Source organism: Pontibacter saemangeumensis, from assembly GCF_039541895.1.
GTDB classification, from domain to species: Bacteria; Bacteroidota; Bacteroidia; order Cytophagales; family Hymenobacteraceae; genus Pontibacter; species Pontibacter saemangeumensis.
In genome coordinates, this window is the sequence record NZ_BAABHC010000002.1 from 391,531 (window position 1) to 415,427 (window position 23,897).

General features: G+C 54.1%; 11 protein-coding genes. 3 read left to right on the top strand and 8 right to left on the bottom strand.

The window, feature by feature from the left end; genetic code table 11:
• Positions 1–135: 135 nt before the first annotated feature.
• The 8 genes from ABD920_RS03185 to ABD920_RS03220 form a co-directional block, all read right to left on the bottom strand.
• Complete coding sequence (locus tag ABD920_RS03185) at positions 136–2,178, bottom strand: kojibiose hydrolase (protein WP_345156720.1); 2,043 nt, start codon at positions 2,176–2,178, stop codon at positions 136–138.
• Positions 2,179–2,393: 215 nt separating this feature from the next.
• Positions 2,394–3,761: a vanadium-dependent haloperoxidase gene (locus tag ABD920_RS03190; RefSeq protein ID WP_345156722.1), complete on the bottom strand. Its 1,368-nt coding sequence runs from the start codon at positions 3,759–3,761 to the stop codon at positions 2,394–2,396.
• Positions 3,762–3,810: 49 nt separating this feature from the next.
• Entirely contained in the window at positions 3,811–7,284 is a 3,474-nt protein-coding gene (locus ABD920_RS03195; protein WP_345156723.1) for a VCBS repeat-containing protein, read from the bottom strand.
• A 57-nt stretch (positions 7,285–7,341) separates the two neighbouring features.
• On the bottom strand, positions 7,342–10,674 hold the full coding sequence (locus ABD920_RS03200; protein ID WP_345156725.1) for a VCBS repeat-containing protein: 3,333 nt from the start codon (positions 10,672–10,674) through the stop codon (positions 7,342–7,344).
• A gap of 124 nt (positions 10,675–10,798) precedes the next feature.
• On the bottom strand, positions 10,799–12,331 hold the full coding sequence (locus ABD920_RS03205) for a RagB/SusD family nutrient uptake outer membrane protein (RefSeq protein ID WP_345156727.1): 1,533 nt from the start codon (positions 12,329–12,331) through the stop codon (positions 10,799–10,801).
• Positions 12,332–12,383: 52 nt separating this feature from the next.
• Positions 12,384–15,542 (bottom strand): SusC/RagA family TonB-linked outer membrane protein, encoded by a 3,159-nt coding sequence (locus tag ABD920_RS03210; protein ID WP_345156728.1) that lies wholly within the window; start codon positions 15,540–15,542, stop codon positions 12,384–12,386.
• Between the two features lie 805 nt (positions 15,543–16,347).
• Positions 16,348–17,997 carry a DUF6377 domain-containing protein gene (locus ABD920_RS03215; protein WP_345156730.1) on the bottom strand — a complete coding sequence of 550 codons (1,650 nt, stop codon included), beginning with the start codon at positions 17,995–17,997 and terminating at the stop codon, positions 16,348–16,350.
• Between the two features lie 316 nt (positions 17,998–18,313).
• The gene (locus tag ABD920_RS03220; RefSeq protein WP_345156731.1) at positions 18,314–21,319 is read right to left on the bottom strand and encodes a PA14 domain-containing protein; all 3,006 of its coding nucleotides are present in this window, start codon (positions 21,317–21,319) and stop codon (positions 18,314–18,316) included.
• 566 nt (positions 21,320–21,885) lie between these two features.
• Between ABD920_RS03220 and ABD920_RS03225 the strand changes: the two genes are divergently transcribed.
• From ABD920_RS03225 to ABD920_RS03235, 3 genes are all read left to right on the top strand, one after another.
• Complete coding sequence (locus ABD920_RS03225) at positions 21,886–22,077, top strand: CsbD family protein (RefSeq protein ID WP_345156732.1); 192 nt, start codon at positions 21,886–21,888, stop codon at positions 22,075–22,077.
• A 256-nt stretch (positions 22,078–22,333) separates the two neighbouring features.
• On the top strand, positions 22,334–22,735 hold the full coding sequence (locus tag ABD920_RS03230; RefSeq protein WP_345156734.1) for a hypothetical protein: 402 nt from the start codon (positions 22,334–22,336) through the stop codon (positions 22,733–22,735).
• A gap of 144 nt (positions 22,736–22,879) precedes the next feature.
• Positions 22,880–23,761, top strand: coding sequence for an SMP-30/gluconolactonase/LRE family protein (locus ABD920_RS03235; protein ID WP_345156736.1), 882 nt, complete (start codon positions 22,880–22,882; stop codon positions 23,759–23,761).
• Positions 23,762–23,897 lie beyond the last annotated feature (136 nt).

Genomic DNA, 23,897 nt, shown 5'->3' on the forward strand with positions numbered 1-23,897 from the left:
CCCCGCCCCTCTCCCTCCCTGCGGACAAGCGCCTGCTTCAGGAAAGCAGAGCCTCAACTTTCAACGTCCGTTGCCGGGAACACTGCAAAAGCGTGCAGCAGACTTCTTTAAAGCAAAATCGCTGCCGCATCAGGGTCACTTAACCGTAAAGGTTTTTTTGTCTGGCCCCACCCCCGTAATCGTAAGGCTTTTCCAGCTTTTCGGCAGTACCGATTTCACCTGCTTGATGCCGTTTGGGGTAATCTCTACACCTCCAAACCCCATGATCACAGCCTGTAGCACGCCCCCTGCCCCAGTGGCAAAATAGGGGTTGGTGCCTCCCTTGGTCTCGGCGATCACCCGGAACGGCGGGTTGAGATTGGGCTCATACGCCTCTTTGAACCAATGGTAGGCTTTATCTGCGTTTCCGAGGCGCGCATATAATAAAGCGAAGACGCCCTGCGTCATCGCCGGTGTGCCCTCGTCCGGCACGCGTGTCTCGTAATACTCCAGGTCTTTCCGGATCTGCTCCGGAGCAGTGACTTCTTTCAACGGATAGGCCAGCAGATTCACATCCGCCTGCTTGATGCCTTCCCCTTTGTAGGTGGCGTGCTCCTTCGTCACGCCGTTCTCCAGTTTCAGGATAGGGATGTTGTCGGCCACCTGCATCCAGTCTTTGTCAGCAGGCACACCCAGTATTTTAGCCGCCTGTGTCGCGTACTGCAGGTTTGCTTTAGCGGCGGCGTTGGTAAATGCGTTGTTGTCCACGTTCTCGGCCCACTCGTCCGCCGCTACCACGTTTTTGATGTCGTACCTGCCGGGGCCGTTGCGCTCTACGCGGCTCGCCCAGAAGTCGGCGGTCTCTTTCAGCATCGGCCACCCCTTCTCGCGCAGCCACTGCTTGTCCTGCGTCACCAGGTAGTAGTTCCAGGCGGCAATCGCCACGTCAGCGGTAATATGGTGCTCAAACGGGCCGCTCAACGCCCAGACCGGGGTTTCCTCTACGCCCGTATCGGCACTCTCCCACGGGTACATGGCGCCCTTGAATCCTTTGGAGAAGGCATTGCGTTTGGCAGCCTCCAGTCGCTGGAAACGGTACTCCACCAGGCTTTTGGCCATTTCGGGGTGCATGACCAGCAGCGCCGGGTACATCCAGATCTCCGTGTCCCAGAACACGTGGCCGTTGTACCCCAGCCCGCTCAATCCCATGGGCGATGGCGAAAGGGCTGTATTCTCCCGCACAAAGGAATACAGGTGGTACAGCATGCTGTGCACATCCTGCTGCGACTGCGGATCGCCTTCTATTTTTATATCGCTTTGCCATATGGCATCCCATGCTTTCTGATGAAACTGGAGCAGGCGGTCCCGTCCCTCTAGGCGGGCATATATGGTCAGGCGCTCGGCTTCGTTCAGGGGGTCGTCGTGGTGCGCGGAGGTGATGGAGGAGCCTGCCACAGAAAAGGTATAGGATTCGCCGGCCTTCAGCTGCTTCCCGAACTTCATGAGGTGCATGTTGTTGTCCCACATCTCATGGATCACGCGGGGCTCCTGCCCGTGCGGCTCCTGAAAAAGGAACGTGTTGCTGGCCGCCATCAACAGTTTGCCCGTCGGGCTTTTAGCGGAGGAGGTGAGCAGGCTGAGTACCACGTGTGGGCGGTCGATCTCATTGTAGTAGTTCTGCACGTCGCGCAGGGCGTCCGGTGCTTCCATCACGCTGCTGGCCGAAAGGTTCACATCCTTCTTCGCGGTAATGGTGATGTTCATCAGGACGGTAAACGGAAGATGCCGGAGCGCATAATAGGTGTAGCTGACGGTGGCTTCGTCGCCATAGTCGAAGGAGGTGGTGAATTTTGCCTCCCGCATGTCCAGTTCCTGCCGCATGTTTGTTGCGCTCCTGCCGTCGATGCGCCGGCCGTTTATATCCAGGTTCATGTTGAGCAGGTTGAAACTGCGCAGGAAGTTGCTCACTCGGCCACGACCGTACTGGTCGTAGGCACCTGCCAGCACCACGTCCTTCACTTTAAAAGGCTCGGGAGAGGAAACCACCCCGATCATGCCGTTGGCGACTGTCACGCCATAATAGTTGGCAGGGTCGATCTTGTCGGCCTTCACCACCCACGGATCAACGGACTGTGCAGATACGGCAACAGGAAACAGGATAGCACTGAACATCAGCAGGAAACAGTAAATTTTTATCATGTATGGGCGTTATAGGATTTCCTTGAATGAGCACCAGGAGCTATCTATCGCATATATAGGCTCCCGGTAAATGAGCGGTAAATTGTAGAGGCAACGGCAGAAATGATGGGAACAGCCGGGCAAACTGAAAAAGGCGCCTGTGCCCGGCGCAGCACGCAACAAACCATGGCTGTTGTGAAACCAGCTGCGGCCTCTTATAGTCTGCCTTCCCTGGCCTATTCCATTACAGCCACAGCTGCCCCTTCCCCGGTGCGCTTGCGCGTGTTGAGCTTCGACACGATATAGCTCCCCACCTGCTTGCCCTCTTCCGCACCGTTTACTATGGCTGGCATAAAGTGGATCCCCCCGTAGAGCCTGCTGATGGCCGCTTCGCCGGCAGCCTGCGAAAAGGAGGTGAAGGACCTTGCCGGCAGCCCGTACGCTACTTCTGTAGAGTCGACATACGAAAAGGAGTCACCGTACAGGTCGGTGAGGACCACGGCGGCGGCGTTGGAGATTACGCTGTGCCCGCTGGGGTACTCCGGGAAAGGGGGCGTCTGCAGGAGCGGCACCCACTTCTCGTCTACCAGCGTGTTGATGGCTGTTTCCGGGCGGATGTTGTCACTGCGGTACTTCTCATCCCAGCAGCTGATAAACCCGTCTGCCAGCGATACGGCCACGCGCGTGTACGCTTCCAGCGTCTCCATCATGTCGGCGTTTGCCTGGCGGGTGGCAATGCCGGTAATGCCCAGCCAATGGCCCCCGGGCGTTATCTTTTTGGTGGCGTACATCACATGGCCTGTGGTGTGCATCACAAAGGGGTTGCAGTCCCAGAAGCTGGCAATCTGCACCTGCTCCTCCGAAAGGTTGGAGGTAACGGTATGCACCTCCATCACCTCTTTATAGAAATCGCTCTCTTTGTCAGTGCTGTACGGGGCGGGCTTGGCCGGGGCGAACTGGTTGCAGGAGTCGATCACGAACGGGCGCAGCTTGAACCAGAACGGCTCGATGGCATCCATATAGGCAGGCGGGGTGGGCACCCAGTGCCCCGGTGCCTGCGACACGGTATGGCGGAAGCCCCGGGTCTGTTTGTAACCGTCTTCCGCGGCGTATGCGATGATACTTTTGGCGGCTGTCTGCCCATACCGGATGGAGCGGGCGAAAACGTCCTCCGGCACACCTATTGCCCGGTATTTTTCATATAGCTGCGCTTCGTAGCCATCAAACATTTCCGAGGAAAAGGTGAAGCTGCGGCTCACGGTCAGGAAGGCGTTCAGACTGGCCAGCGGAAAACAGTAAACTGAGTCTGGCGCGGGCTGCGGAATGCCCTTAAAATCGGTGAGCTGCCCCGCCAGCGACCGGTACTCCGGGTAGTCGTGCAACAGCACCTCGTAGGCCGCTATCTGAGGGTAAGCATAGATTCGGCTGGCCACCGGCGGCGAAAAGATATCGTGCGTGATCACCTCCGTCAGCTTGTCCACTGACTGGCGCAGAAAAGCAGGGTCAGCGGCCGCCTTTGAGTAGTCAATATCCTTTTGCGCGCAGCCGCTTAACGCTCCTAATATGATAAAAAGAATGGCGGTAAGTATCTGTTGCTTCTTCACGTTCGAGCTATATTCTTTAAAAATGATATATAATTTCACAAACCCGGAATTATTTTTTGGCGGAGGCCGGCTTCATGTCCCGCGCCGCAAGCTGTGCCGGGGGAGTAGCCTTATCTCTTTTCTTAAACACCTGCAGGGGCTCGTTGTTGCGGGCCACCAGCAGCAGTTCCCCGTCAGCGGTGCGCAGCGTTTTTATATCCCGCACCTCGCCCTCCATCACAAGCCCGGAATCGGCCAGGCCCCTGGCCGCGAAGCCGCCTTTGCCATTCCCCTGCAGCAGCACTCCGTAGCTGCTGTCGTACCTGCCCTGGTAAGTGCTCACCCCATATAAATTCCCTCCTGCTATGACATCCATATTCCCATCCTGGTTCACATCTGCCACCTGGAAAGCGAACATCTTGGAAACCTGCGCCTCGCGGGGCAATGCGTGCTTCTTAAACTGCCCGTTGCCCGTGTTCTCCCAGTAAACAGACTCAAAAGTATTCACTTCCAGCAGGCGGGCGTCCTTCAGTTCGTCTTTCCCGAAAATATCCTCCACTGCTTTTCCAGCGTAGCCTTGGTAGTCGGTGAATCGTTTATTGATGAGTGGGAGCTGCTTTCCTAACTCGTCCTTGGTGGCCACCGGGTACCAGTTGTTTTGCTGGCTGTATGCCAGTATATGGTCCAGGCTTTCGTTGCCGTCCATGTCCTTCACATACATCCGCAAGGCGCCACCATCCCGCTTCCTGAATTTGGTGTTGGTGCCAAGGTTGCCTGCCACAAAATCCATATCCCCGTCCTTGTCGAAGTCCGCCGCTTTCACTGTTTGCCAGAAGCCCCTTGCCTCGTTCAGGCCGTTTGCACCGGTTACTTTCTCGAACCTGTTTCCCTTGTTCCTGTAAACAGTCAGCGCCATCCAGTCGCCCGCCACGATCAGGTCCGTCGCGCCATCGTTATCATAATCCGCCCACACGCCGTCGGTTACCATACCGGCCTTGCGAAGCCCGGGCGCCAGTGCGTCCGTCCGGTCAGAGAAGCGGCCTTTGCCATCGTTCACCAGCAGGTAAGAATCCGGGGAGTTGCCGTACTGGTAGCCCAGCACCCGGCCACCGACAAACAGGTCCAGGTCGCCGTCGCTGTCGAAGTCATAGGGGCGCACGCAGCTCTTGTTGTCGTACATCGCGGGCAGGGTGTTGCTCCGGCTGAAGTTGCCCTTGCCGTCGTTCAGGTACAGGCGGTCGAACTGCTCCGGCATTTTGCCATAAAACTCGTTCCCCCCGCTCACCACATATAAATCCGGGAACTTGTCGTTGTTCGCGTCGAAGAAAACGGCGTCCACATCCTCATAGGTCGAGTCCGCCTGGAAGAGCGCTTGGTTCGTGGCTTCAAACTTCCCGCCCGGCTGCTGCAGGTAGAGTGCCCCGGCCTGCCATTTGGCTCCCCCTATATAAAAGTCGTCAAGCCCGTCGCCGTTCACATCCCCCACTGCTATTTTAGGCCCTTCGGTGGATGTCTGGAAAGGGATCAGGCTCTCACGGTAGAAGTCGAGGTAGTTGTTCTCCTGGTGCCTGTAGTTTACCTGGAACGTTTCCGTCACCTCTTCGAAAAGGGGAGCTGGTGTTTGGAACAGGCTGTAGTAGTGCGAGGACGGGAGTTGTGCTGCGTCTTCTTCCAGTACGAGGGTGGTGTTTGCCTTGATATTTGTCTTCACCTCCACCTGCTGGTTTCCCCATATCACCACCAGTGTGTCAACGCTGCTTAGCTTGCCCAGGCCGAAGTTCAACACAGGCTCCACCGACGACATAAAGCCCCGCGTGGGCATCAGCTGTTGCACCTGCACCTTTCCCTTGCTCTTCAGCAGCACCTTCGCCCCGTAGCCGAAGGCATTGGGATTCTGGCCCTTCAGCTTTACTTTCAGGTAATTGTTGCCGAGCAGCTGCCCGCCTTTGTTCCGATAGATGCCGGCCGGCTGGTTGATGTTGTTTGTGATCAGCTCCAGGTCGCCGTCGTTGTCCAGGTCAGCGTATACCGCCCCGTTGGACATGGTGGGGGCGGCAAAGCCCCAGCTCTGCGATTTGTCATCAAACCGCAGGCTATCCGTGCCTTTGTAGAGGTAGTTGTGCACTTTTCCGTCCGGCATCATGGCCACGGCTTTCTGGTCCAGGGCCTTCGAGATCTGGGGGGCGTGCAGCATCGAGTCCGAAGAGGCGAACTTAATGTAGTCCATGTTGTTCGGTCGCCGCACGATGCCGTTGGTGATAAAGATGTCCTTGATGCCGTCGTTGTCGTAGTCGGCGAGCAGGGTGCTCCAGCTCCAGTCGGTCGCCGCCACGCCCGCCATAAGGCCTATGTCGGAGAACTTCTGGCCCGAGTGGCTCAGCTGCAGGCAATTGCGGCTGTACTGGTTGAAGTACCCGAACTGCAGCTTATACAGGAAGATATCGAAGGGATCCTCGCCCATGGAGGTCTTCTCCACTACCTCGTCCTCGGGGTACATGTCCAGCGTCATCACATCCGGATACCCGTCGTTGTTCATGTCCGCCGCGTCGCAGCCCATTGAGAACCTGCTCAGGTGCCGGAAGTGTTCTTTCACGCTCTCCGTGAAGGTGCCGTTGCCGTTGTTTATATAGTAGTAGTCGTCCTCATGAAAATCATTGGAGACGTAGATGTCGTCCCAGCCATCGTTGTTCAGGTCCGACACCACCACGCCGAGCCCATAGCCCATCGCCGCGCCATATATGCCCGCTTTCCCGCTCACATCCCTGAACTTCACCACCTGCCCCTGCGGCGCATTCCCTTCCTTTGAAACCAATTGGTTTTCGAAGAGGACATCGCCCGCCTCGTTGTTGCGGAGGTTGCGCGCGTTCACGCGGTCATAACTGCGGGAGGTGTGCACGGCGTGGTTCAGCAGGTAGATATCCAGGTCACCGTCCCGGTCATAGTCGAAGAAAGAGGCCTGGGTGGAGAAACCGGTGAAATCCAGCCCGTAGTCAGCGGCCATTTCAGTGAAGCTCACCTGCCCGCTGGCGTCCGCGCCGTTGTTTATATATAGCTCGTTCGCCCCTTCCAGGCCTTTGTAGTCCCCCACCGCGCAGACATATATATCCAACCAGCCGTCGCCGTTCACATCGGCCAGGCTCACGCCGGTCTGCCAGTCGGAGTAGCCTTCCACCCCGGCTTGCTCAGACACATCATCGAACTTCAGGTTTCCCTTGTTCAGATAAAGCTTGTTTTTTCCCTGATTCGAAACGAAATAGAGATCCGTCTGCCCATCGTTGTTGAGGTCGCCGGCGGCCACACCGGCCCCGTTGTAGAAGTACAGGTAGCTCAGGATGTTCAGTTTGTCCGTATCCTGCAACTGGTTCGTAAAGCTGATGTTGGTTTGCGTGGAATCAACAGGCTCAAAGAGAGCATTCTCCGGCACAGCAGGCTTTTTCTGGCAACCGGCGAGAAACACCAGGGTGGCGAAGGCGCAAAAAAAGGCGCTCATGGCCGGCTTTCGGCTGGTGCCCTGTTTTGTGAATGGGGTAATCGGGTATTGCATAAGTGGCTAATCAAAATATTGTATGCGTACTGCAAGCCTTCTTCCGGCTTATGATATTTACTTCTTCCGGAGACCGAACACCTGCAGCTTGTCGTTGTTCTTGGCCAGCAGGAGATACGTCTGCCCGTTGGCCCCTGTCACCTGCTGCATCTTCCGGACCTGCCCCTTGGTGAAAAAACCGGTTTCTTTCGGGGGCTTCACCTCAAACTTTCCTCTTCCTTTGCCTTCCAGCAACAGCCCGTAGTTGGCGTCATAGCGGCCGATCTCGGGCAGCACGTCGAAGAAATTACCGGCCAGCAGGATATCCAGGTGTCCGTCCTGGTTATAATCCAGCGTTTCGATGCCATGCACCGGGGAGAACTGCGCCTCTACCGGCAGCGCCTCCAGCGTAAATCGCATGCTGCCGTTGTTGAGCAGCAGGGACGAATTCGGGTTGTTGACCTGCTTCACCACCGCCGCCTTCAGCTCCTCCTCCGGCAGTATCTCGTGGATCTGCTTGCCGGCGTAGTCGTTGAATTTCACGAACTTCTTCTTGATGCTCGGCACCTGCTTCTGGAGGTCCTGCTTCAGCACCATGGGGTAGGCTTTGCCGTCCTCGGTGTAGCAGTTGATGATCTGCTCTACCGTCCCGTTATTTTCAAAATCGTGCACATACAGCTCCACCGGCTTGCTCTCGCTGGCCGTCAGCCGGCTGTTGCGGCCCAGGTTACCCAGCACAAAATCCATATCCCCATCACCGTCCGTATCCGCCGCCTTGATGGTGTTCCACCAGCCCGATGAATTGGGCACCTCGTATTTCTCGCTTAGGCTGCGGCCTCCTTTGTTGGTGTAGATCGTGACCGGCATCCAGTCTCCCACCACCACCAGCTCGGGGAACTTGTCCCCGTTCAGATCAGCCCAGGCCGCACCCGTGATCATACCCAATTCATTCTTCGGCAGGTAGCGCTTGGTGTAGTTTTTAAAATTACCGGTGCCGTCATTTATATATAAATAGCTGGCTGCATCATAACCGTAGCCCCCCGACACCATGCGCCCCCCGATGAACAGGTCCAGGTCGCCGTCCTGGTCAAAGTCTTCGGCGGCCACGCACGAGGCATTGGTCGTAATGTTGGGCAGCAGGGCCTCTTTCTGCAGGTTTCCGTTGCCGTCGTTTAGATAGAGCCGGTCGAGAAGTTGCGGCGCGCTGGCGTCAAACTCGTTGCTGCCGGTCACGACGATCAGGTCCAGGTCGCCGTCTTTATCGGCATCAAAAAACACGGAGGCAACATCCTCCGAAGCAGCGTCCGCGTCAAAGGCACGGGTGGCGCTTTCGCTGAAAGTACCGTCCTTCTGCTGTATATATAGCTTTTTGGCACTGTCGGAAGCCCCGCCTATATACACATCCTCCAGCCCGTCGCCTGTCAAGTCGCCCACGGCCATTGCCGGCCCCGGGGTCGAGAACATCTGCTTGAGCAGGGCGTCGCGGTTGTAGTCCACGAAATTGCTTTCCTGGTGGGTATAGTCGAGTTTCACCGCCCGGGTCGCGTCATAAAAGGGGGTAACAGGTTTTACCACCTCCGGTATATACAACTGGTCGGCCTGCTGATAGCTCAGCGTCATGTCCTGGTCTGGCTTCACGGTGCGCAGCACCTGCATCTTGTCGTCCGGCCAAATCACTTTCACAGAGTCGATCGCGGCCTCCTTGCCCAAACCGAACACCAGGGTCAGGTCCACAGACGACTCGAAGCCGCGGTTCGGCATCTGCTGCAGGTACACCGTTTTCCGTGGCTGGTAGACATATACCTTGGCGCCAATGCCGTTCAGATTCTGGCCTGTGCCCTGCAGCTTCACACGCAGGAAGTGATTGCCCAGCGTTTCAGAGGTTTTGTTTTTATAAATCGAAACGGGCATGTTGACGTTGTTCACCACCAGGTCCAGGTCGCCGTCGTTGTCGAGGTCGCCGTAGGCGGCACCGTTGGAGAAGCCGGGTTTGCCCAGGCCCCATGCGTCCGCCTGGTTCACGAACTTCAGGTTGCCTGTGTTCCTAAACGCGTAGTTGGGGATCGGCGTGGAGGTCATCTTGGCGATCAGTTTCTTGTTGTAATCGTAGCCGCCGCCTTCCACCGCCTTCTGCATCGTCTCTTCGTTGCCCAGGAAGTTCACAAAGTCCTGGTCCGTCAAATCCTGGTAGATGCCGTTGGCCACGAAGATGTCCTTCAGGCCGTCGTTGTCCATGTCAAAAAGAAGCGCCCCCCAGCTCCAGTCGGTGGCATGCACGCCAGCAAGACGGGCCACCTCGCTGAAGGTGCTGTCGCCGTTGTTGAGGTGCAGCATGTTCTGCATGTACTGGTAATGGAAATCGCGGGAGAGCTTGAGCTGCTGTAAGTCGTGGTTTTCGTACATCGAGGTCTTCTTCAACCGGGTGTCGTCGCCGGGCAGCATATCGGTCACGAAGATGTCCTGATTGCCGTCGTTGTTGAGGTCGGCAATGTCAGCGCCCATCGAAGACAGGCTTTCGTGCGGCATCCAGGCTTTGCTGTCTTCGCTAAACGTGCCGTTTTGATTATTTATATATAGATAATCCCGCTCATAGAAATCATTCGAGATAAAGATATCGGGCCAGTTGTCGTTGTTCACATCCCCAATCGTGATGCCCAGGCCGAAGCCGATGAGGCTGCCATATATACCGGCGGCTTCGCTTACATCCTTGAACTTGCCGTTGTCGTTGCGCAGCAGTTTGTCGCCGCCGAGTTCGTCGCGCCGCTCGCGGAGATTCGTAAAGCCCAGGCTGCCTACGGGGTACGAGCTGTTGTTGAGCAGGTACACGTCCAGGTCGCCGTCCCGGTCATAGTCGAAGAAGGTGGCGTGCGTGGAATAACCCTCGTCGTCGAGGCCATAGGCAGTGGCTTGTTCCGTAAAAGCTGGCGCGCCTTTTCCGGGGGTGCCGTTGTTGATAAAAAGTTCGTTTTTGCGGTTGTCGCCGTTCACTTCGCCGGCGTTGCAGACATATATATCGAGGAAGCCGTCGGCATTCACGTCGGCCATGGTCACACCCGTGCTCCAGGCCTGATTGCCGCCAACGCCCGCCTGCTCCGTTATATCCTCGAACTGCATCCCTCCCTTGTTCAGGTACAGGTGGTTCTTGCCGGTGTTTGCCGTGAGGTATATATCTGCCAGGCCATCGTTGTTTATATCCCCTATCGCCACGCCACCGCCGTTGTAGAAATTGCGGTAGTTAAAGATGTTCATCTCCTCCGAGCTCTCCACCTTATTGATGAAACCGACGTTGGTGCGGGATGCGGAAAGCTCCTCAAAGAGTGTGTCCTGTTCCTTGGTTGTCTTTTTGCTGCAGGCGAAGGAAGAGAGAATGAGAAGGGCGAGCGCTATGGGATGTTTGTACTTATACGCCATTTTGTAATCGGCCTAAGTTTGGTATGAGGAAGCCGTTAGCAGCTTCCAAGCTAAAGAAAGAAAGCAAGTTTTACAACTTGCTTTCTTGATAAAAAGAATCAGAAGATATTAGTTCACTAAGTGATTAATAACCCGGGTTTTGTTTCAGGTTCGGGTTGCTGGAAATCTGCTGCGACGGGATCGGGAACAGCTGACGGAAGGGCTGTGTGTTTGTTTTAAACTGCCAGGTACTGCCCGTGTACTTTCCAAACCGGATCAGGTCGTTTCTGCGCCATCCTTCCCAGGCCAGTTCTCTGCCGCGCTCTTCTAAAAGCGATTCCAGGGTCACCGTAGCGATCGGGTCAACACCGGCACGTTCGCGTACCAGGTTCACAATCTCCACGGCCTCTCCTGCCCTACCCAGTCGGACAAGGGCCTCGGCCTTCATCAACAGCACATCGGCAAAGCGAAACACCACCAGGTCATTGTCCTGGTCATTGCGGGTGTTATTGCGCTGCACCTCATACTTCACGTTACGCACCCCCTCGTTACCGAAGGCCTTCTCCAATGAGTTAATTTGTGGTGTGAAGACAAGATCCTTCAACTCACCATCCACTGCATCCACAAAAGTGATCACTTCCCCCGCTGCATTCAGCTGCGGACCTTCCAGCCACATGGCTTTGCGTTGATCCTCGTCTGAGAACTTGCTGTAAAACTCCGCCCTGGTGGCAAAACCGTTCCAGGGGTTTGAAGACAGGCCATATGCTGCGCCCTGGGCATAGTGCAGGGTGCGCATGTGCATGTTCATACCGCCGGCCAGCACTTTATCATACGGGATGGCAAAGATATTCTCCTTGTAGGTGTCGGTGTTGCTGCCGTTGTTAACCGCAAAGTTTTCCAAATACTCCGGGTTAAGTTCATAGCCAGCCTCTGAATTGATGACAGCGTTCGCCGCCTCCAGTGCCTTTTCCCATTGCGGTGTGCCTGTGTACACTTCGGCGTTCAGGTAAAGCTTAGCAAGTAGCGCGTTGGCAGCCCCCTTGGTGAAGCGGCTGTAAGCAATTACCCCGATTTCATCTTTCAGGTTCGGCAGCGCCTCTGTAATTTCCTGTTCAACGAAAGCATATACTTCCTGCCGTGTGTTCTGAGGTGGGTTACCGGCGGGAGTGTCTTCCGTAAGGAGCGGCACATTGCCAAACATGTCCATCAGCCAGAAGTAGGCGAAAGCACGCAGCATTCGCAGCTCGGCTACGACCGTTTCTTTACCTTCTACCTCCAGCTCGCTCGCCTCCAGCGCCGCCAGGTTAATGTTTGCACCGGCAATTACGCGGTAGGCCCACTCCCAGGAGCCGTTGATCTGCCCGGGTGATACCGGCGACCATTCGTGCTCAGCCATCTGCTGCCACGATCCGTTGTCGTACCAGTCCGGCCCTCGGGTTGGCACGACCAGTTCGTCAGTAGTGGCTTCATTTAAAACAAGCACAGGGTCCAGGAAGCCGCGCAGCTGCCCGTAGGTAGAACCTACCGTGGACAAAAGCTCCTCCTCATTCGCAGGGAATTTACTGGCTTCTGCCCTGTCAAACACCTCAGCGTCCAGGTCGGTACAGGCCTGCCCACCCAGCAGCAAACTTGCTACAGAGGCGGCGACCAACACTTTTTTATATTTATATTTTTTCATAAGTAAATTCGATTTCTCTATTTGATTCCGAAACATGCTATGGGTTACGATCCTACAGGGTCAAAGAAAGTCCGAGTGAGAAAGAGCGTGTTCTTGGGTAAAAAGTAACAGGCTCTATACCCGGTGAAAGATTCACTGCGATGTCGGAGCCGCCATATATGTCACGCGTCGCACCCAGCCTTGGCTCCGGGTCAATGCCACGGTACCCTGTGATCACGAAGGTGTTGTTTCCGGCGATATACACCTGGGCGTTGCTCAGATACTTCCAGAAAGACGGTAATCTGTAAGACAAGCGCCAGTTATCCAGGCGTACAAAATCAGCATCCTCTACCCACAGGCTGGAGAAAGCAGGTGATAAACCATCCGGTATGCCTGTCTCAAAAGCGTCCTCAATCACGTTGTTGCTTGGGAACCGGTTCGGGTTGGCCGAGTAGATATAAGGCCCGTTCACGATCTGGTGCCCTACCGCTCCCCTGAACAGGAAGTTCAGGTTGAAGTTCTTGTAGGTAAAATCGTTGCCCCAGCCAAAGGTCAGGTCAGGGTTTGCATCCCCCAGGTACGTACGGTCACCTCCGAAAGGCTCGATCACGCCGTTGCCGTCCACGTCCTGGAACTCATAGGAGGGGTTGCCGTCACCATCGGTGCTAAAGCCTTCGAATACCGGCCCGTAAAACTGGCCAATCGGGTAACCTTCCTGCAGTACCACAGGCTGGGCGATACCTCCCTGCCCGCTTCCGAACCCACCATACGTGCGGGGTGTGGAAGGATCGTATTCAAAGATGCCGGAGCTCAGCGAAACGATTTTGTTTTTGTTATGGGCCAGGTTCACGTTTGTGCTCCACTGGAAATCAGTATTGTCCAGCACAACATAATCCAGGGCCAACTCAACTCCTTTGTTGTTGATCTCACCCACGTTTGCCAGGATGCTGTTAGTTACGGCAGTTAACTGGCTTGAGCCGTACTTCGTACCGATCGAGATCGGGTAATCAAACAGCAGGTCTTCGGTGTCTTTGTTGTAAAACTCCAGGGAACCGTTGAGGCGGCCACCCAGGAAAGAGAAGTCTAAACCAATGTTCGTCATCGCAGAGGTTTCCCACTTCAGGTCCGGGTTGGAGTTCTGACTGTAATTGTAAGCTGTCTGGAAGCCGCCGCTTGTGAAATAGGAGCCGCTTGGCCCGAATAACAGCCGGGAGGCGTAGTCCGCAATTCCCTCCTGGTTACCGGTCACCCCATATCCGACACGCAGCTTCAGGTCATCCACGAAGGTAACGTCACGCATAAACTCTTCCTGCGTAATGCGCCAGCCAACTGAAACTGACGGGAACCAACCCCACTGGTTGTTCTCACCGAAACGGGAAGAACCGTCGCGCCGGATGTTGGAGGTCAGCAGGTACTTGTCTTTATAAGAGTAGTTGATGCGCCCGATGAAGCCGATCAGGATGGCTTCTGACTTATAGGAGCCTACTTCTCTGTTAGTTGAGTTGGTGTCATCGATATTGGCGTTACCAGCACTCAGGTTGTTATAGCCGAACACATTTGGGAAGCGGCTGTTGCCGGCGCTAAGCCCTTCGTTTGAAAGCTTCTGGTAAGTATAACCACCCAACACGGAGTAGTTATGGTCACCGGCCTCTCCCTCATACTGTGCCGTCAGTTCCGTCAGGTAATCAATTACCTCCCGCTGATTGCGGGTGGCATAGGAGGTGTTGTTGCTGCTCGCCTTGAAGGTGCTTGGCCTGAAAAAGCCATACAGGCTGTTAAAGTTGTTGATAGAGGAGTTAACTCCCAGTCGCAGGCCTTCCACAGGCATCAGGTAAACCTTCAGGTTTGCCAATGTCTGTTTCTCGCGGGCCTCGTTGGTGAGCTGCTCCATCCTGGCTACAGGGTTTTCAATTTCAAAGCCACCTGGAATACCTCGTCCGTTAAACTGGTCAAAGCCGGCTACCCCTGGCTGCAGGTAAGTACCGTCATCGTTCAGAACAGGGAAAGTAGGGTTCAGCCTGCCTGCCGTCAGGAAGGAGAAGTAATCCACGAAGTTTTTGTTGCTCACCTGCTGCGATAACAAAAGCTGTACCTCCAGCTTATCGTCTAAGGCCTTCTGCGACAAGTTCAGACGGGCGTTCAGACGGTCGAAGCCCGAGTTCAAAGCGATACCAGGCTGGTCGAGGTATACCACCGACCCGCGGTAGCTAAACTTATCTGTGCCGCCGGAAACGGCCACGTTGTAGTTCTGACTGACAGCCTTGCGGGTGATCTCGTCGAACCAGTCCGTGCGGGCGCCAAAGTCATAGGCCGAAGGATCAAGGCCCATCTCGCCCAGTTTTGAAACATATTCGTCCGGAGAAAGGAAAGGAAGCGTATTAGACACCTCTTCCAAGCCAACATAGCTGCTCAGCTCCACGGTGGTTTTGCCGGCCTGGCCACGCTTGGTGGTGATGATGATAACGCCATTGGACCCCCTGGAACCATATATGGCAGCAGAAGAAGCGTCTTTCAGGATATCCATGGAGGCGATGTCCTCCGGGGCAACGGTACTGAGGGAAGCGCCTGCCACCCCGTCGATCACGATCAGCGGCTCACTGTTGGCGCTCAGCGAAGAAGTTCCTCTCAGGCGGATAACAGGGCGATTGCTTGTCGGGTCGCCGCCGCCGGAAACTACGTTAAGTCCGGCCACTTTACCCTGCACGGCCTGCATCGGGTTGTTGATCACCCCTGCGTTAAGGTCTTTTGAATTCACGGTAGCGGTCGCACCGGTTACGTCAGCTTTTTTCTGAGTTCCGTATCCCGTTACCACCACTTCCTCCAGTGCCTGCGCATCGGTTGAAAGGGTCACGTTCACCGACGAGCGGTTATTAATAGGAACTTCCTGGGTTTTGAAACCGATAAAAGAAACCACGAGGGTTCCGCTGCCGCTTGGCACGTTCAGCACGAAGTTACCCTCGGCATCCGTGGCGGTGCCCACGCTGGTGCCCTTTACCACAACAGTGGCCCCGGGCACTCCTACGCCATCATCGCCAACTACCTTGCCCCTCACTTCCGTTGCCTGCAGGATGGACAGCCGGTTCATGTTGTAGCCAGCCAGCGTGGAAGCCTCTGCTGCCCCTTGCGTCAGGCACAGAGCCGCTAAAAAAATAGCGAGCCTTCTCTTTTGTGATGGACTACCTGCCTGGGTGCGTTTGGGATGCACCTGAGATGTAGTGTAATCTTTTTTCATACATTGGTCTTAAGATGGTGAAACTTTAGTTTCCGGAGCAAAAAATGAAAGCAGGCCTTTTTTAACTGACCTGTACTTTAGTAATTGTTGATTCTGTAAGATATTACATATTATCAGCAAGGCATCGGCAGGTGTCGGAGGAGGGGAGATAGTGGCTTCGCCATAAAGTGGGGGTGTCTGCCACTGCCGCACTTGCATTTTCCGTTACGCTTGTTTCTCCAACTATCCGCACTACCCAGCAATAACTCGCTAAATATGCAAAAGATTTTCAGTATATACAATTCTATGGCAAGGATTGAATGAGCACTTACTTATTGCTCATTAACCCATTCCTGTGCTTACTCGCATTATGCCGTAAAAGAAGCAGGATAAGCACAAACCAGCCATACTTACGAATGATAATACGCAAATTAAGCCCCTTCTATCAGCAATATCAATTGTTTAATATAAAAGGTAAATAGTAACTACTCACCTCTCTCATAACAACCTTGTTATAAGTATGTTATGAATTTTATTTATTTGTAAAAAGTAACTGCCTGGTAACCTATAAAAGGCTTCCAATGCGTGGAGATGGGGTGTATTTTTGGAGAGTAGTTCCCGATGTTATACCACTGGTTTCAGCGCCGATCCATATGCCATCCAACCTAAAAAAACAATCAGAGCAACTTTAAAATGAAGGCATCCATCACCTCACTTTTCCCTGAATTCAGCGATGGCTGGGCATGGGCTGGACTGTTACCGACTCTGGTTTGCTCTCGGAAAGACGGCCACCTCTCCTCTTCACTTCAACCAGGAATGAAACGGTTCAGAAGGCTTTGATCTCCATCACCTTTCGCTCAAACTCCTCGTTTGAAAGGATGGATTTGTTTTTGACCTTCGTCTTGTAGTTATAGATGGTCCTGACGGAATACTCCAGGATACTTGCGATTTGCTCATGGTCGTTGATGCCAATGCGGATGAGCGCGAAAATCCTCAGCTCGATGCACAGCGACTGGTTGTCTTTTAAAACAAACCTGTCCTCTTCCCTGAAAAAGGAATTGAAAGCGGACACAAAATTGGGAAAGAGCTTCAGGAAAACCTTGTCAAAGCTGAGGTAAAGCGCCTCCCGCTCTTTCTTCAGGTTTATGGTCTCCATCACATGGCCAATGTCATCATACTTTTTTGCCATCACCCGCCTGTCGACGGCTCTTTTAAGCTTCTCGATCTTGTCGAGATACTCCGAGTACATGTTGAAGGAGTAGCCGATGTACTCTTCCTTGATCTTGTTGGCCTCCAGGAGTTCTGCATTTGTCTCCTGAAGCCTTTCATTCATCTGCTTCAGTTTGTCGTTCGCCTCCTGCAGGCTGGAGTTTGCCTCCGTCACAATCTTTTTAGCCTGCCGCAGCTGTTTTAGCTGCTTAAAAATGATGAATGCAAACACAACCACCAGCAACGACAACAGCGAGACGGCCACCGCATATATCACCAGGCGGGTCCTCTGGCTCTCTACCGTTGCCAGCCGCTCCCCTTCTATAATCGGGAGTATGGCGGCTACCTGGATCTTGCGCAGCCGCGAACCGTAAAAATCCGCGTCCGCCAGCGCCTGCTTTATATAGGAGTAGGCCCTTGCCTCTTCCCCGTTGTTATACAACAGCTCCGCCAGATTCATCAGTGCGATAGCCTCCTTGGTTGAAGACCTGATATCCGCTATGGCCGCTCTGGCCATCATCTCTATCGCCTTATCGGTGTCCCCGGTTGCCCTGTAAGCGTTGCCCAGCGAGTACGCCGCCATGGCATACTGGTGGTAGGTGGGGTTAAACTTATCCAGCACAAGCTGAAAATCGGCCTTCACTTTCTCATAGTCCCCGTTACTCTCGAATTTGCCGCCTCTTAAAGTATAAAATCTCAAACTGTTCGTATCCGCCAGGGCTATGGCTGAGTCGGTATACTTCCCTCCCTGTTTTATATACCGGCTGGAGAAATGCTTGTCCTGGTTGTAACTGGCCAGGTCATAATACCCCCGCGCCCGCTGGGCATAGTAGTCGATCTTTATGCTGTCGGGCATGTTCGCCAGCTTCACGGAGTCCAGGGTGCTAAAGGCCTCTTTGAACATGCCGGACGAGAGCAGGATAAAGCTCAGGTTCAGCCGGGCGTGGGTGATTCTGGCGGGGTCACCGAGTTTGCGGGCCGTATCCTGGAGTTTGAGCGCGTAGGTAAAAGCCGAGTCGTACTGGAAAGACCGGTATTCTGTATATAGTTCGTTGTAGAGGTTAAACTGTTCCAGCAGGGAGAGGTCCTCTGCCTGTAGTACTTGCTGAAGCCGTTCGATCCGCTCCTGCTTTTCCCCAATATAGATCTCGCTGTTCTCGATTGTTTGACTGAGTTCGTTGAGCAGACTATCCGTTTGGGCGGAGGAAAAGGCTGTTGAGGAGTAAAGCAGAAAAAGGAAGATAAACAAAATTCCCTTTGAAATCATATCGGTTTGGTGAGTAGGGCACGTTAAGCCCTACAATATACCGCTACTTACGCTTTTCTCAAAGTTTAGCCCACGCCCCTGTCAGTACGAAGACCTGTGTTATCACTGTTGAAAACGCACAGCAGCTGTAAAAACAGCAGCTCTGCCCGGGTAGACAAAGCCTGCTATGTAGCCCCTGTATGCCTGCAGCCACCGGTACCGCCTCTCATATATACCAAAGGAGCTGGCCTATATAAAAAAGGGGCTGGCCCGAAAGTCGGAACAGCCCCTTTGGGAGGAAATAAATATTTACGATAGATTACCAGGAACCAGCCCTTTATTTTTTTGCCGTTGGGCCAGAGGCAGTCGGAATATTGTTCATCGTGTACCAGGCCTCCGTGGACCACAGGTTTTGCCCCGTGCTGCTCGTGAACGTTTTGTTGTTCAGCCTGATATATACCATATGCCGGGGCTTCATGCCACCCAGCTCCAGAAATGCTTTCTTTCGGTCTGCTGAAAGCGTGATCTTGCGGATATCCAAATCTGTCTCGTCCAGTTTGGGCCCGCCGTACTCGGCTGTAGGCTTATACCACCACTGTTTGATAGTATAGTCCGAGGCCTTGGTGCCCACTCCCGCCTTCAGCGGCTCCGTAAACTCGATCTCAATGCCCGTCGGCTTTGCCCGCACAGCCAGCATCTCAAACGCCACCTTGTCGTTATACGTCAGCTTTTGCAGCCCGTAACCCAGCTTCCCGTAATGCTGCCAGTTTCCGGTGGAGCCTACGCCGCCTATATACAGTGCGTTGTCTGGTCCCCACGCGAGGCGGTTCACGCCTGCTTCCAGGCCCTGCGTAAACCTGAATACCACCCCCTGGTAAGCGCCATTCACTTTTTCGGCGAACACCCGTTTGATGCCGCCATGGGTAACCTCGCCGTGCAGCATCTGGTTTTTGTAGGGCCCCACGTTAATTTTTACCGGCTGGCTCGGTGAGTTTCCGATCTCGTCCTGCGGCAGCCACACGACCGGCAGGGTTTCTGTCTTGCCGGCCGTCCCTTCAAAATCCACGGAGCGTGACCCGTACCAGGCATTTTCCTGCAGGTGGATGATTTTGCTCGCCGGGAGCCAGTCGCCCTGGTTATCGGCTATAAAAATCTCGTTGTCCACGCCAAAGCCAATGCCGTTCGGGGTGCGCAGGCCGCTGGCGATCAACGCATAAGAGCCGTCTTTTTTAGAGATCTTCACCACTTTGCCGCGGTCCGGGATCTGCGGCTGCGTGCTCGCCCCACCCGGGTTGATGGCGGTTGCCAGGGTGCCGTAGAAATAACCGTCTTTATAGACCAGCCCAAACGCAAACTCATGGAAGTTAGCCGACACTTTCCAGCCGTTGCACACGGTTTGGTATTCATCAATGACATCATCGTTATCCAGGTCCACGAGCTTGGTCAGTTCCTGCTTCTGGAGCACGTAGATCTCGTCGTCCACTACCTTCAGCCCCAAAGGCTCGGCCAGCCCGAAGGCAATCCGCTTCACTTTGATATCCGACGGCTTGGCTCCCTGCACACCGTCCAGGATGAAGACGGACCCCAAGGAGTCCCAGGTGCTGACCACCATCCGGCCGTCTGACAGGAAGTCCATGCCGCCCACTTTCGGATGGAAACTGTCTGGGCGGGCCTGTGCCAGCGTAAAGCTTGGGTGCACCGCCTCTAATGGCGCAGCGTCTCCGGGGGTGAGTTTCTTATTGGCGGCAATGGGTGCGGTCTGTGTCTTTTTGATAGCCGCGCTGTTGAAGGTGAACACTTCCGGCGGCACCACCGCGAACGCTTCCGCACCATGAGGCATCCACTGCAGCGAAAGGCCTTTGCCTGCCCCTGCCTGGAAGTACTCCACTTTGAAAGGGTGTTTGCCTGCCTTCAGGATAATCTCGCCGTCTTTCGGCTCCAGCGCATGGTTGCCGCCGTTGTCCACCACCAGCTTATCGTCAATGAACAGCCGCGCCCCATCATCGCTGACCAGCCGGAAGACGATGTTGGTGGTCTTCTTCAGCGTGATGAAACCAGTGGCGTGCAACACGAAGTTGTCTTTCAACTCTCCGAAGTCTTTGTCGCCGGCATGCAGTGCGTTAACCGAGCCGGAGAAGACGGGCAGCATTTCCTCGTTGATCTCCGGGAAATCGCTGATCACATCCCCGAACTGGTACACATTCAGGGCAATGCCTGGTTTCTCTGCTGCCGTGTTTCCCGGCGCCGGGCTCACTTCACTGAATGTGATGTCGTATTCGGGCTTCGGCATCAGCTTACTGGCCGTCTCCTCTTTCTCCTGCTCCGCATCCAGCGACAGCACATAGGAAACCATCAGCTCCGCGTCTTCTTTGGGCAGGTCGGGGTGCGGCGTCATCGGGATATCGCCCCAGCTTCCGGCACCACCGGTTATGATTTTGTTAACCAGCTTCGTCTTGTTCTCCTCCTTGTTCTCATAGCGTTCCGCGATGGCCATATAGGCTGGGCCCACGGTTTTCACGTCCTTGTTATGGCAGGTGTTGCAGTCGCTCTTCGCCATCAGGGCAAAAACCGCCTCTTCGCCGGACAGCTGCTCCCCGGCCGCCACGGCAGCGGGTTTTGGAGCTAGCTGCACCGAAAGGCTTGTCTCCTCGTTGCTGTTCAAGGCCAGGCGCCCGCGCAGGGCATGGTATTTTCGTCCCTCCAGCTCTTCTACATTTTTTTCCACCGGCACGAACTCTCCGTTTGTCTCATAAGCTGTTTCTGCGGGCAGCGAGTTCAGTTGCACCAGGAGCACAACCTGTGCCCCGGACGGAACGCCCGATGTTTCGAACACCCGCTCAAACCCAACCTGGCTCCCCTTTGCGGGGATAAACTCAGGCTTTTCCGTTACCTTGATGCTTTGCCCCCCGCTCACCAACTCATAGGAAAGCGCCACTTTGTTGTTCTGAATGGTATGCCCCTTGTAAACTACTTCCGGGGTGGTTTCCTTGCCATTCACCACAATGCGCCAGGGAATCCCGTCTTCTTGCTGCATATAGGTAACGCCCTTTGTGGTAGGCTGCGGGCCATGCGCAGCAGTGTACACCGGCCCGTCGAAGTTGATGCCGCCGGCCCATGCCTTATAGAGCGCCGCTGTCTCGGTGCTGTAGGCAACCCACAGGCTGTCGTTCAGCGCTATGCTCAGCATCCTGGGCTTCTGGTCCAGGACGGACCGCACCACCCAGGCCTCCCGTGGTCGCTCTACCTGCTGCTGGTTACCGCCAAGGTGCGACACCTCGTTACATGCTCCTGTTCCGAGCAGCAACGCGCACGCTGAAACAAACAATCCGGTTTTTAACTTCATTTTATTTCTGGTTAATCTATTTATGCTCACGTTCACAATTTTTCTATTCGGGATTCATAATCAGGGTGACAGGGCCATGGACACTTTACTCCTGGAAAGGCTCTTCACTTGGCCTGTACTTCCTGAAACGGGCGGACTCAAAGAGAATACATGGAGAATACATGCTCCTGATACAAAGTAATCGTAACCCGACTGCAAGGTCAATTTATTGAGGCGAAAGGTAAAAAGTAACTACTCACACATAAGTTTAAATACTTGTATTTCAATAACTTATATCATTTATATATAATACGCAAAGTAACCTAAATGCAGGCAGGACAAGCCTCGGGAACGCCACCATAACGCGGTTTTCCGTAGATCGACAGGCCTGTCTCCCCTCGCTTATCTATCCAGGACACCTCATTTCTGAACCGGCTTTGCTGATGCGCGCGCAGTTGCTCCTGCCAAAACAAGGGTTTTGTTAAAAGCTTCTCCATTACGGAGCGTATGCTGCATCTGATATATATAGAACGCTGCGCCGCCCCGTACGTAAATGCATATATATAAATCAACTAAAAAATAGCACCATGAACGAAGCAGAATATAGAACCAGAGGAAACTGGAACGAGCTTAAAGGTAAATTGAAGCAGTCGTACGGTGACCTGACCGATGATGACCTGACCTATGAAGAAGGTAAGCAGGACGAGTGGCTTGGCAAGCTGCAGCAAAAAACGGGCAAGGCGAAAGGCGATCTGAAGAAGTGGATCGACTCGTTATAAACCTAGATAAATAACTGAAATCCCCGTATCGTGGCGAAAGCCCTGTACGGGGATTTTCTTTTTCAGATAGATGGTACCATATAGGCGGGCGTAGAACCTACCGACATTGAGTTATGCCCTTACAACCGACTGCACCGCCAGAGGTTCCTGCTGGTATCTAAAACGGTCTGACATTAATCTACCGCCTACTTGTTGATTTAACAAAGGATTTATATATATCTTTGGACTGATTACTTCCTGCTGACGCTTTACACGCATGGTTTTATTTGACAGTCCCATCATCCGGCTCAACTACACCCCGGCAACTGATATCCTGGTTGCTGACCTGTCGAACAAACATGAGTTTTATGCCCTGGAGGTGCGCGAAACCCTGAAAACCATTGTAGAGCACGTGCGGCATTACGATGTGCGGCGTCTCCTGATGGATTCACGGAAAAGGGTATTGGTGATAGACCCGTTAGAATATGTCTCCCTCATGTCGGAGTTTACGCGGGCGCTGCAAACCACCCGCCTGCAGAAGCTAGCCCGCATATATACCGGCATCTCCAGCAGAGAAGACCTGGTGCAGGCCATAAACCTGCAAATGTCCCCGACCTATACCCTCAGAACTTTTCCCAGTCACGACCAGGCGTTGGCCTGGCTGGCAGCAGAGTCCTAAGCCCCGAAGTTGGTTTGCCCAGAATAACAGATGTGTTTTTAGAAATAAATTCTAGTTATGGCTGGCAATGTTTCAATTTCGTATGACGAAATTAATTTGTAATATGGCTATTGAAATTTTGTCTTACACCTTAACTAACTGACTATGAAGAATACCTTCCCCCTCTTATTCCTGGCGACTGCCCTGTTTTCCTGCTCCGGCGAAACCGAAAACCAGGAAGCTTTGGAAACTGAAGCGGACGTAACCGAAACCACAACTGCCCCCACGCTTACCAAGGCCTGGGAAACGGACACGGTCATGACCACTGCCGAATCAACCTTATATGACGAAGACGCCGACATCATATATGTCAGCAACATAGAGGGCGACCATTCCACAAAGGACGGAAAAGGATTTATCTCCCGGATGAGGCCGGATGGGTCTGTTGCCCAGCTCAGATGGGTGTCGGGGTTGAATGCGCCGAAAGGGATGGCCATGCTGAATGACAAACTCTATGTGACGGACATCGACGAACTGGTTGAGATCAACATAGCCGACAGCACCATTGCCAAGCGCTACCCGGTGCAAGGGGCAACTTTCCTGAACGATGCAGCGACGGATGGTGAGAAAATCTACTTCACGGACTCCAGCAAAGGCACCGTGCATGTGCTGGATAACGGAAAAGTGACCACCGTTGCAGAAGGCATGGAAGGAATCAATGGCCTTGCCTTTAACGAGGCAGGCGAGATGTTTGTGCTGGACGGCAAAGGGCTGCGCAAGTACAACATGCAGGACAAAACTGCTACGCCAGTAAACGAAACGGTAACCGGAGGTGATGGCCTGGTGATCATCGACGACAGCACATACATTGCCAGCCGCTGGCAGGGAGAGATTTACCTCATCCGCAACGGCAAAGAGCACTTGCTGCTCGACACCAAAGGAGAAGAATCCAACACGGCGGATATCGATTACATAGAAGAAGAGAAACTGGTACTGGTGCCAACCTTCCTGAAGAACAGGGTGGTGGCCTACAAACTCGATTACTGATCTATCGACGGCAGTTCCACTGCCAGCATATATACCAAGAACTTTTAGACGCAAACAGAAAGGCAGCAATCGTCATCAGCGGTTGGTGCCTTTCTGCTAGCACTTTTTTTGATCCTTTGGAATCAATATCACTGGT

Excerpts from the sequence above, each read along its gene's own strand:
- ABD920_RS03205 (WP_345156727.1), bottom strand. The coding sequence starts at position 12,331 with ATGAAAAAATATAAATATAAAAAAGTGTTGGTCGCCGCCTCTGTAGCA.
- ABD920_RS03210 (WP_345156728.1), bottom strand. The coding sequence starts at position 15,542 with ATGAAAAAAGATTACACTACATCTCAGGTGCATCCCAAACGCACCCAG.
- ABD920_RS03235 (WP_345156736.1), top strand. The coding sequence starts at position 22,880 with ATGAAGAATACCTTCCCCCTCTTATTCCTGGCGACTGCCCTGTTTTCC.
- ABD920_RS03220 (WP_345156731.1), bottom strand. The coding sequence starts at position 21,319 with ATGAAGTTAAAAACCGGATTGTTTGTTTCAGCGTGCGCGTTGCTGCTC.
- ABD920_RS03200 (WP_345156725.1), bottom strand. The coding sequence starts at position 10,674 with ATGGCGTATAAGTACAAACATCCCATAGCGCTCGCCCTTCTCATTCTC.
- ABD920_RS03230 (WP_345156734.1), top strand. The coding sequence starts at position 22,334 with ATGGTTTTATTTGACAGTCCCATCATCCGGCTCAACTACACCCCGGCA.
- ABD920_RS03185 (WP_345156720.1), bottom strand. The coding sequence starts at position 2,178 with ATGATAAAAATTTACTGTTTCCTGCTGATGTTCAGTGCTATCCTGTTT.
- ABD920_RS03195 (WP_345156723.1), bottom strand. The coding sequence starts at position 7,284 with ATGCAATACCCGATTACCCCATTCACAAAACAGGGCACCAGCCGAAAG.
- ABD920_RS03225 (WP_345156732.1), top strand. The coding sequence starts at position 21,886 with ATGAACGAAGCAGAATATAGAACCAGAGGAAACTGGAACGAGCTTAAA.
- ABD920_RS03215 (WP_345156730.1), bottom strand. The coding sequence starts at position 17,997 with ATGATTTCAAAGGGAATTTTGTTTATCTTCCTTTTTCTGCTTTACTCC.